Source organism: Klebsiella sp. CN_Kp066 (assembly GCF_040065135.1).
GTDB classification, from domain to species: Bacteria; Pseudomonadota; Gammaproteobacteria; order Enterobacterales; family Enterobacteriaceae; genus Klebsiella; species Klebsiella oxytoca.
Genome location: NZ_JBEAIU010000045.1, coordinates 39,405 through 48,894 on the forward strand (window position 1 = coordinate 39,405; position 9,490 = coordinate 48,894).

Annotated in this window: 9 protein-coding genes and 1 pseudogene; 2 read left to right on the plus strand and 8 right to left on the minus strand. The window is 38.2% G+C overall.

Translation table 11 applies throughout. The features are described from left to right. Positions 1 to 38: 38 nt before the first annotated feature. The 7 genes from ABLV75_RS18655 to ABLV75_RS18685 all read right to left on the minus strand — a co-directional run bounded on the left by ABLV75_RS18655 (position 39) and on the right by ABLV75_RS18685 (position 6,418). Positions 39 to 437 (minus strand): hypothetical protein, encoded by a 399-nt coding sequence (locus ABLV75_RS18655; RefSeq protein WP_152305789.1) that lies wholly within the window; start codon positions 435 to 437, stop codon positions 39 to 41. A gap of 9 nt (positions 438 to 446) precedes the next feature. Further along, a complete protein-coding gene (locus ABLV75_RS18660) occupies positions 447 to 2,051 on the minus strand; it encodes a hypothetical protein (RefSeq protein ID WP_152305788.1) in 1,605 nt (534 codons plus the stop codon). A gap of 15 nt (positions 2,052 to 2,066) precedes the next feature. Continuing rightward, the gene (locus tag ABLV75_RS18665; protein ID WP_348855071.1) at positions 2,067 to 3,392 is read right to left on the minus strand and encodes a tyrosine-type recombinase/integrase; all 1,326 of its coding nucleotides are present in this window, start codon (positions 3,390 to 3,392) and stop codon (positions 2,067 to 2,069) included. A gap of 286 nt (positions 3,393 to 3,678) precedes the next feature. Continuing rightward, positions 3,679 to 4,611 carry a tyrosine-type recombinase/integrase gene (locus ABLV75_RS18670; RefSeq protein ID WP_348855074.1) on the minus strand — a complete coding sequence of 311 codons (933 nt, stop codon included), beginning with the start codon at positions 4,609 to 4,611 and terminating at the stop codon, positions 3,679 to 3,681. Between the two features lie 286 nt (positions 4,612 to 4,897). Next, positions 4,898 to 5,212: a hypothetical protein gene (locus tag ABLV75_RS18675; RefSeq protein WP_014171273.1), complete on the minus strand. Its 315-nt coding sequence runs from the start codon at positions 5,210 to 5,212 to the stop codon at positions 4,898 to 4,900. A 21-nt stretch (positions 5,213 to 5,233) separates the two neighbouring features. Beyond that, positions 5,234 to 5,440, minus strand: a complete 207-nt coding sequence (locus ABLV75_RS18680; RefSeq protein WP_041162826.1) for an AlpA family transcriptional regulator — start codon at positions 5,438 to 5,440, stop codon at positions 5,234 to 5,236. A 123-nt stretch (positions 5,441 to 5,563) separates the two neighbouring features. Next, positions 5,564 to 6,418, minus strand: coding sequence for a DUF6387 family protein (locus tag ABLV75_RS18685; protein ID WP_014171274.1), 855 nt, complete (start codon positions 6,416 to 6,418; stop codon positions 5,564 to 5,566). 1,003 nt (positions 6,419 to 7,421) lie between these two features. Between ABLV75_RS18685 and ABLV75_RS18690 the strand changes: the two genes are divergently transcribed. Further along, positions 7,422 to 7,898 carry a GNAT family N-acetyltransferase gene (locus tag ABLV75_RS18690; RefSeq protein WP_029779368.1) on the plus strand — a complete coding sequence of 159 codons (477 nt, stop codon included), beginning with the start codon at positions 7,422 to 7,424 and terminating at the stop codon, positions 7,896 to 7,898. A gap of 230 nt (positions 7,899 to 8,128) precedes the next feature. Further along, a pseudogene (locus ABLV75_RS18695) lies at positions 8,129 to 8,566 on the plus strand (PTS transporter subunit EIIC); the annotation flags it as partial. Positions 8,567 to 8,657: 91 nt separating this feature from the next. Here ABLV75_RS18695 and ABLV75_RS18700 read toward each other — a convergent pair. Then, positions 8,658 to 9,490: FKBP-type peptidyl-prolyl cis-trans isomerase N-terminal domain-containing protein (locus ABLV75_RS18700; protein ID WP_348855076.1), on the minus strand; the 833-nt coding region annotated here is incomplete at its 5' end.

Consider the following 9,490-nt stretch of genomic DNA (forward strand, 5'->3'; position numbering starts at 1 on the left):
TTAATATTCACTGTCAATAGATAAAACCTATCAAGATATTATTTTCTTGCTCTCTGTGGCAGTTCTTCTTCAAGAATAGAAGCCAATATATTATGCCTGTAAGCATTTTCGTGCATTCTTTGAATCATAAGCAGTAAATTATTATTTTCATATTTTAGTGCCGAATTATCATTTTCAAGTCGTTCTATTCTTTTCGCCGCAAGGCTCAGGCTACCGGGTAACTTCGTATATTGACGTTTAACCATACCAGATCTTTTTCTGGTCCTATACGCAATGACAATCTCACTATGCTGGCTTAATGCTTGCCGTGTAGGTACTTTACCTAAAATTTTTTTGCAAGCCACGCATAAAGAATCCCAAGTGAAATCAGGCTTACTCCAGGTTTCAATAAGTTTAACAATAGCTTTTATTTCTTTATCATAAAATTTTCTTGCCATATAATCTCCTCACATTAATATGCATTCAATTTCCATTCTTAAATCTTTAATTTTTTCCAGAATATATTTTCTTTTTCTTGGATCTGAATTTTGGATTTTTAATTCTAGTTTTTCAAATTTATCTTTAATCAAATTCATAATAATCGATTGTTCATTAAATGAAGATTCTGAAATTTTTGTTTCTTCGTAGGTGTTTCTGTTCAATAGTTTCCTTGATAGTTCTGATAACTCGTCGTGAGACATATGATCATATACTGAATTCTGCTTAACACTCCTTCTCCCAGACCATTGGGCAATTTGTATCTCTGACAATACGCTTCGTTGAGCTATAGTATTAAGTAAATGTCTAATTTGATGGCTTCGGAAAATTAAAACAGAATCATCAAAGTTAAAATGTATATTCCTATGAAATATGTTATTCATATTATCAGTGCGAAAATCCGCTCTAAAATACTTTGAAGATGCCTTAATGGTTGTGAAAATATCAGCACCCTTGATAGAGTCTAATAAATTATGATTTATGGAGCATAAATTAGCATTAATATTTTCAGAATTAACATTCTTTCGCTCTATATAAATCCAAAATGCTTTTACACTGACTGTGCCATGTTTTATCTTAGACAAGAATTTTAGATTTTCTTGGGAGATATTTAATTGATTTATAACAAAGCCAAGTTTGTGGAGATCTTCAATTGTTAAACAATCAAATGCACTTCTGTTTAATGACTCGTATAAATTAATTTCCCCTGCTCTTATCAACCGTGAAACAACCCTTGCATTCCTTGTAAGTTTTTTCAATCGCATGATAGCCTTTGAAGCTACAGGAACCATACAGTCTGGAATCCATTTGGTATTGTATCCAAAGCCCTTCAGAGAATGAAATCGCAAACCATATCTTGATATGCCATTACTATCTTCAACTATAACTTCACAGTCCTCTTCCAAGAGCATAATTTCACTAATTCGAGATGGAGCACATAAGAGCAATGCAAAAATAGAAGATGTAAATATGTCCCTTTCATTAACTGGATTAGAGCTAAATATTTTACCAATAAAATCTATAGCTTTTTCATCAGGAAGTTTTTTCTGATTGGATAAATTTCCCATCGAATCCATTGTGCTATTTGTGTAAGCATCATATGCCTTAAATGGATATGACCATCGTGTAATGGATGCTGGCAACATTTCGTTCTTAGACATAAAAGAACATAATACCCTAATATCTAAATATATTTTATAAGAAGTGGATATTGCAAAATTTTCTTGAACAATAGTCATAACTTCATCTAATACTTTATGATCTATACTTGAAACCTTAACTTCTTTATTTGCTTTAACTATGGCAATTTCTAATATCCTAAATAATCTCAGCACTCTGAAAGCTACAGATAAATCATGAAAGCACTCATGCCATACATATGCTTTTGCGAACTCTACAATGTTATAATTCATTAATTTTTTATTCTTGTTCCCCATTCTAACCTTGATTCCGCTAAAAAATGTAATTCCGCCTCCCCAACTTGAATTATCCCACTCAAAATTTCCAAAATTTTTCGCATGAGCCTTATTAGCGATAATGAAGTTATTGATCATTTTATCATGGATTTCTTTCATCACTTTATCCTTCTTTTAAATGCTATTGATCATATCGTCGATAGAATTAGTTACTAACGATATTGCTGTATTATCAAAAGAGTTAGTTTTATATCCACCGCAGTATTCTTCTATCATATGCTTCAAAGAAGCTAACTCTTTCTGAAGCTCTTTTTCCTCAATAAATTTGTTAGCCAGTGGCTTCATTAGTTCGTTTACAGCTTCATTAATCCTCTTGCCATTTTCCGCTGTATTTTCTATATAACTCATAACAGAATTGATTGAAGAATGGTCCAAAACATTTGCTATCAGTGAAGGACTATAACCCAATTGTGCAACCTTAGTGCCTAATGAATATCTAAATCTGCGCGAATTTATACCCCCCAGATAGGCTTGATATTCATTTATTGAACGATTTATTGTGTTCCTTATTTTTAGTGTTATGGCATAGGGGTTAAGTTTTAATCCACCACTTTCAATCATGTTTAGCTCAACACATCTTTTTTTGAATGGATATGTGTTTATAAAAATTGGTAGTTTTCTCTTTTGTTTTTCACTTAAATCGATTTTTAATGTATCACTGACCAGCGAATTCACAGCTTCAACGAGATATTTCAATTGGCTGAAAAGCTCTTCTGGAATTTGTAATTTTCTAAACTCTTTTCTATATCCATTCCGTTGTTTAATTCTTGGGATATTGAGAAAGTACTCTCCATTAAAAGATAAGAGATCACCAGCTTCAAGTTGAGATATTTGCATAGGTCGCCGCCCGGAATATGCAACAAGGAAGGTTAGCAGATAGTTTGACAGACTTACCTTTTCTTCCTTATAAGCTATCGCTACAGAATCTATAATTACCTTTAATTGCGAGTCACTGAAGGGACCTTTTTTATAATCATGTGTCTTTATAGACTTGTTTGCATTTGTTTTTTTAACTTTAATATTTTCTAAAAATATGATTGCTTCTGTCGAAAATAAAGAAGGGTAAAGATCACTTATCTTAATAAAAAAATATTTCACTGACTCTGCATGTGTGTAATCTAATGAGCTCACAACTTTATAGTAATACTTCATGCATTCTTTAGAAAACAAGCCATCATTCTTATTACAGGCCTTAATGTAATGCTTTATTGCATAAAACATTTTCTTAGTATAACTGGCACTATAATTTATAACGAAATATGCCAAAGTGGTTTTGATAGGTATAAATTCACTGATGACCACTCTTAAAGAATCAATGTTCAATGTTATACTTTCACTTATCTTCCACTTGGAATAAGAAAAGTTCACTTTGAAGTTACCATCCTTGGTTTCAAAAACCGAATATTGACTTTCTTGTAGCTTTCTTAGAGTTTGAAACATTGGATTTGTCCTCTACTATGTTTTTGAGTGGGTTAATAACAGCCATTATTTTTCGGCTTTCTTGTGCTATAAATGCTTGGTTATAGATATCTGAGGTTGTACTATTCTTTTTCCACCCCATAAGATAATTTCTTACTTTCTCATAGGTAATATAATCCTGAGAGTTCGAATTCATGAGCATCATTTCTGAGAATTTCACATTCCAGGTATGTCTTAGCGAATGCCCCACAATATCGCTCAATACATTACTATTTTTCCTAATTTGTTCGAAAATTTTCTGATAACCTCAAATAGTCAATGCATGACCTAATTGACCTTTACTGCTATGAGTAACAAGCAGATAGTCATGCTCCCCTGCATGACACTGCTTACTTCTGAAATCACTAATATAATTCTGTATTAACTCAGTCAATTCTATACTCAATGGTATTTTTCTTTCTAAAGTTTTAACCAATGGTTGCCTTAATCGTGGTTCGTTTTGATCATCTGGCCTTCTTACTATGCATAGACTTTTGTGGACATAGTCAAAATCAACCAACTTAATATTAAGTAGTTCCCCTCCCCTAATACCTGTCTCTAACAAAATTTCAATTATTAGTTTATTTCGAAACCTTACATGCGCCGAAAATGGATTAATCTTAGATTTAACACTTACCATATCAGTCAAAGTTGTGACTTGTTCATTTGTCAATGATTTGCTTTCGCTTTCAATATTGTAATTCTTTCCGTTCTCTATTCTTGGCTTTATAAAATCAAATGCTCGACTGATTGTTTCATAACGAGAAGAATCAATATTATTGATAGCAATGTTATCAAAAAACCATTTGACGTAATTTTCAATTGTCATTATCTTGAAATAAAGGGTTCTTTTAGAGACATGTCGTTTTTTAAGAATGCTTGTCACATTCTCTAAGTCGTTTCTGTAAGAGAGGGCATTCATTAACCCGAATAAATATCCTTTGTTCGAGACAAGTTTTTCGATATCAGAATTTACCATATCAAAAACACCCACATTCATGTCAGCATTATATCTTTCAAATAAAAGCAAAGCATTTGCTATTGCTTCCATTGTTGAAAATGAATAGCTATTTGTTCGTGAAATAACACTCATATATAAGTTAGGGTAAACCAAGGGTAATCCATTGCTCTCATTAATAATAATGCAACTTCTGATACCATCCTTATTCTTCAATCTTTTTATTCTATATTTCAAAGTCATACCACCTCTATTTACATTTAATCGTCAGTGAAAATAAATAAAGCATATAACATAAGCAATTTACAAATATATTTTCCTGAATTTAACATTATCCCCTTTTACAATGACGCATCCCGGTCGAAAATTTATAATATCCCTCTAGAGGGATATTATAGTCCTTTCTTTTCACTTGAAATAGTTAACCCATTATTTTAAAAGGAATTAAAGGTGTTTTGTAAATCAAAAAGTAAATAGCACTATCATTGCAATAATACAATTTACAAAATAGTACTAAATATAGGTTCATTCAAAGAATGGTTTTCAACCCAATCTGATATCGAATTATCCGTTTCGATAAATTTCTAATTTCATCTGGGCATTTAATTAGCGAGAACCATGTCTCGTAAACATAAAACTGCTCGAAAATATCAAGCTCAGAGATCGCCTCTAAAGGCTGTCTAAAATTTCCGACAAGATACTGACTGAGCCAGTAAATGATTTCTTTATTAAAATCGCTATTCGGCAAATCATAAATCGCTCCGGGTTCGAAGATCTTGCAAAAAAGATCCTCGCCTAAATTGCACATATGGTTTTCTTCATTCATAAATTCTTCGATATTCATAAAAATCTCTCCCAGGTTTAATTAAGCAACTTTAATTCTGCTTGTTTCGATAACTGATTGAATCCACTCGTCAACTTCACTCTCGACAAAAGCAACGGCACGAACTCCGATCTTGACGGGAGCCGGAAACCGACCTTCACTGATCAGACGATAGATCCAAGCTTTACAGTAGCCAGTTCTGTTCATAACCTCTGGCAAGCGGATGAGGCGGGAGTTGTGATTGTTCATTGTTTGTTCCCCTTGTTTTGATTCGATGTGGGAACTATACGAATTATTCGAAAAAAAAAGAGCGAGCTTCCTAACTGCAGGGCTATGGTCTGCCCAGCAGTAGTAGACTTCGGGGATTTGGGTTCAGTTAGAATCAGAGAGTTTCATAACATCTGAAACTCTCATGTTTTTCAGGTGGGGATTTCGGTTCATGAAAAAATTGAACTGCTTAATGAAGTCTATCGTTGCAGCTTTCATCGCAAGAGGTCGATCCGAGTCTTTAATGTGATACCCTAAACGGGTAGAAACTTCTTCATCTTCATCAGTATAAAGAAGCCGAGAGAGGCGATCATCTGAGATTCTTAGTTCTTTCCTTTTCGCCCAAAGTAAGATGTCCAGCATCGCAACCAACCTGTAATTTATGATTTTTTTAATGGTTCCATAGCCGAAACGAACGATACCTGTTTCATTAACATCCACTCCTTTTATCGCTCTCCATTGTGGCAGAGCCGCTTTTATCGACTCGGCAATTTCATCGTCTGTCCCACTACCAAGATCGATTTCAAGCAACACCGTTTTCTCACATAGGGGAGACAAGAGTTGGGACACATAAGCTTCGTGGTGTGGGGCATTAACACAATATTCCTCGTTTCCTTCCTCCCAAGTGAAAAGATTCACACTAAGGGCCATCACACTAAGTTCAGCAAGTCTGGTGATATCAGTAATAAAAAGGTGTGGTGGGCTGTAAAGAGTATCGCTAACTGTTGGATAATCGAGTTGCTTTCCTTTGAAAAGATGGGGGTTGCCACTGAAAATTTCAGTCATGTAGACCCATAATCCTTTCTTTTCTTCGTCAGTAGGCCATGGCTTGTACAGAAGTGCTCTTGCCCACAGTTCGTGATACAAGGCATTAAGACTTATATCTTCGAGCTTGCGATAGTTATCTATGTCAAGCCAAGCTTTGATTTCTTTAGTATTTTCTGGTGACCAGTTTTTCAAAATTCGAATCTCCTACCTTCTTAAATAAGTCTTGCGGATAGAGTTCAATCATGCTGAAAAACTACCGTATACACTAATCGGTGAAAAGCAGATCCTGCTTGCGCAGTTCAACTCCTAGTTGTTAGCTGAACTGCGAATTAGTTATCTTTTGATACAATTTGGCAATCAGCTAATCGTGAGAACTCATACCATTAATATTTATGGTTCCTTTTTAGAACCACCCATAAATTTAAAAGTAAAAATAAATCTATAAATCAATGAATTGAATAACTAATTACAGGGACGCCAGCCCAAAATTCTCCATCGGTGATTACCAGAGTCATCCGATGAAGTCCTAAGAGCCCGCACGGCGCAAGCCCTGCGGGCTTTTTTGTGCCCTCAATTTGTCCCGCGAAGTCAGATGCCAACTAATCAAATCTGAACCTTTTAGGCACCTTGTCAGGCACCTCATAAAGCTTTAGTGTTTTTGTGGAACCTAAAACTAAGCCTGTGCGTCAGAAAAAAAACACTTTTTATTCAATGAGATAAAATCAGACATTCTCATTAAAGCGCACTAAGTTTTCCTGATGGGGATGGCCTTGAGCTAATCATCAAATCCAGCGGGTTTACGCTCTGGCCGTTCGCCACATTCGCTCTTTTATTTCGAAATCCTTACCAGTAACGCTGGTTGCATACTTCCCCGCTGTTCATCCTGCCTGTTTCCGCACCACAAGTGGCCGCGACACTCGTTACTGCAGCGGTTCAGCATGCTCCGGAACCGGAGACCACATTGATCCGCCCCGGATGAGAAGCCTGGTGGCGGCCTGCTTCTCAATCCTGTATTCGTCTACCTTCCGTTTCCAGATGAAAAGGGACGGCTTCACATTGCATTTATTGACGCAAATAAAAGACAATCCTGAGTTGAGATTCGATTATGCTCTCTGGCACTCATCGGCATTGCACGGGCTTTACGTCGCAGGATGGCGAAAAAGACGTTACACGCCCCATTTTCACAGGATCAATTTTGAATATTTACTCAAAACGCTGCGTGATACGACCGTTTAACGCCGATGATATCGAGCCTTTTATGGCATATCGCAACGATGCCGAATGGATGCAGTACCAGGGGTTTAAGGGCCTGACAAAGGAAGCTTATGCCGAGGCGTTGCTGGGAAACGCTTCTCTTACGCAGGGCATGCAGCTCGCGGCGATCGATACCGCGACCGGGACTTTGATTGGCGATCTCTACTTAAAACAAGAAAACGAGACCATCTGGCTTGGCTACACCGTTAGCCCACGGTATGCAGGTCAGGGTTACGCCCTTGAAACTGCGATGGCGGTCATTGACTGGTGTAAGCAGCAAGGTTTTTTAGCCGTAAAAGCCGGCGTTGTGGCAGATAATCTTCCCTCAATAAATTTACTGAACAAACTCGGATTTTCCTGTTCCTGCACGGAGGATGATGAGCAGATTTTTGTTTTAAACATACAATCCGCTCATTAATTCCCCCTACTTTCAGCTTGTCATACTCACATACCTCTATCCCGACAAAAATTTCTCTGATTAATCTGCTGTTACCTTGTTCACACCGCGGAAGGTCACATGCTACTTTCCGCATCATTTGCTTTTAAAACAATAAGATAAATAGCTTACCGCCCCTTCATCCCGCTAGTTTTATGCCTGTGACGCACCCTGTGCGCAGTTCTATAAGAGAGATAACCATGAAATAAGCTGTGAACGCCCTACAAAACTTTGGAAAATCCCTCTATGGGCCGGTACTTATCTTGCCGATAGTGGGTCTGTTTATCGCTTTTGGCAACGTGTTGGGCGACGGCAACCTTGCGAAATATCTGCCCTTGCTCGGCCATCCTTTTATTCAGAATATCGGCCAGCTCATTGCTAAATCAGCGGTATCGGTACTGGTGAACCTGGCGCTGATCTTCGCCGTTGGGATCCCCGTAGGCCTGGCCGCCCGCGATAAAGGCTACGCGGCGCTCATTGGCCTGGTGACGTTTATCGTCTTTATCAACGCCATGAATATCACACTGCAGCTGCAGGGCCAGCTCGCGGCGCCGGAACAGATGAAAGCAGCCGGCCAGAGCATGGTGCTGGGCGGCCAGGTGCTTAAGATGGGGGTCTTCGCCGGGATCCTCACCGGCGCGCTTTCGGGCTACAGTCTTATATCGGTTACGGGTATGAATCTTACGTATTCGGCCTGCCACCCTGCGAATGCGCCAATCTGCCGGTGCCCGCTATCGACGATCAGGGAATGAGTTCAAAGGTAATTGAGATTAACGTATCAGGATTTATGTCAGCGGGCGTCGTGCTGTACAGCGAACCAGCCTGACCATATAGCGTGACCGCGCCGCCTTTTAAGCCCGCAGTTAAAACTTTGGCCATCAGGGGATCGATTTGTTTGTCGTATATCATCCTGGAATTCATCGTATTGAGTATCGGGGTACCATCAAGCTTTTTCTCCAGTATATTCAGGGATAAGGACTCATTCTGCTTGTAAGCTTGCTTCCCTTGTTTATCAATCACGAAATAGACACCATTAGGCAAAACCTCATATTTTTTATTTTTAATTTTGGCCATGATTCTTTTTTCAATATCAACGTACTTAGATGACATTTGTTCATTAAGGGTGTTAACGATGGTTTCTATTTCACCTTCTTTGATTTTCAGCTTTTTATGGTAAGCATCGTTAAAGCCTGAAACCAGCGCCGAAGGCGACAGCTTCACATCATTGTCAGCCATTTTATTCACATCCGATAGCGCCTGAGTCAGATAGAAAACGCCGAGTGCGTAGGCATTTTTAATGCTTTTATCAGTAAGCTTTAACTCACTTTCCTTTATGGCCTGGCTATCAAGGGCAGACTGTAATTTCTGATTTTGATTGTTCAAAGCAGCAACTGACTCAGCATATTTTTTCTGCGCCGCTTCGGCTGCGGCGCTCAGCTCAGCATTTTTTTTGCTCAGCGCGTCGAGCGCGGATTTGTGCTGACTTTCGCCCTGGGTGTTCTGCTTTTGCAGCGCGGCGATCTGCGCCGACAGCGTGCGGGTGGTCTCATCCAGCTTTTTCTGCGCCGCTTCGG